This is a genomic window from Pseudomonas sp. USHLN015, assembly GCF_037153275.1.
Lineage (GTDB): Bacteria > Pseudomonadota > Gammaproteobacteria > Pseudomonadales > Pseudomonadaceae > Metapseudomonas > Metapseudomonas tohonis.
In genome coordinates this window covers 1-1,244 of record NZ_JBBCKP010000026.1, presented here as the reverse complement: position 1 = coordinate 1,244, position 1,244 = coordinate 1, and the positions used below count along the sequence as shown (strand labels likewise).

Annotated in this window: 1 protein-coding gene; it reads left to right on the top strand. The window is 66.6% G+C overall.

Annotated features, from left to right (window positions below; translation table 11 throughout):
• Positions 1–1,244, top strand: a 1,244-nt coding sequence (locus tag WFQ67_RS30180; RefSeq protein ID WP_337059002.1) for an amino acid adenylation domain-containing protein, incomplete at both ends; no start/stop codon positions are given.

Below are 1,244 nucleotides of genomic sequence, written 5' to 3'. Positions count from 1 at the left end.
ACCAATCCCGGTATCGCGCTTCACGCCGAAAACCTCGCCTATGTGATCTACACCTCCGGTTCCACCGGCAAGCCCAAGGGCGCTGGCAACCGTCATTCGGCGCTGACCAATCGGTTGTGCTGGATGCAGCAGGCCTACGGCCTGAGCGGCGATGACTCTGTTCTGCAGAAGACCCCGTTCAGCTTCGACGTATCGGTCTGGGAGTTCTTCTGGCCGCTGATGACCGGCGCTCGCCTGGTCGTCGCCGCTCCGGGCGATCACCGTGACCCGGCCAGGCTGGTGGCGCTGATCGAGCGAGAAAACATCACCACGCTGCACTTCGTGCCTTCGATGCTCCAGGCCTTCCTGCTGGACCCGCAGGTGGAGCGTTGCACCCGCCTCAAGCGCATCGTTTGCAGCGGTGAAGCACTGCCGGTGGATGCTCAACAGCAGGTGTTTGCGCGCCTGCCGCACGCCGGGCTCTACAACCTCTACGGCCCCACCGAGGCGGCCATCGACGTCACCCACTGGACCTGTGTCGACGAAGGCAAGGACGGCGTGCCCATTGGCCAGCCGATTGCCAACCTGGGTTGCTACATCCTCGATGCCAACCTCGAACCGGTGCCGGTGGGCGTCCTCGGCGAGCTGTATCTGGCTGGTGTCGGCCTGGCCCGTGGTTATCACCGTCGCCCGGCCCTCACTGCCGAGCGCTTCGTCGCCAATCCCTTCGTGGCAGGCGAGCGCATGTACCGCACCGGTGACCTGGCGCGCTATCGCCAGGACGGCGTGATCGAATACGCCGGGCGTATCGACCACCAGGTGAAGATCCGTGGCCTGCGCATCGAGCTGGGCGAGATCGAGGCGCGGCTGATGGAGCTGGATGAGGTCCGGGAAGCCGTGGTGCTGGCCGTCGACCAGCGACTGGTGGGCTATGTGGTGCCCGCGACCGCCGAGCTGGACACCGAACAGCTGGCCAGCCAACTGCGCCAGGGGCTGCCGGACTACATGGTCCCGGCCCAGTGGGTGCTGCTGGAGGCCATGCCCCTGAGCCCCAACGGCAAGCTGGAGCGCAAGGCGCTGCCGCAGCCGGATGCCGTGCAGTCACGCAAGGAATACGTGGAGCCGCAAGCCGGCCTGGAACGCCAGCTGGCGGATATCTGGCAGGCCCTGCTCGGGGTCGAGCGGGTTGGTCGCCACGACGGCTTCTTCGAGCTGGGTGGGCATTCGCTGCTGGCCACCCAGGTGGTGTCGCGGGTGCGCCAGCA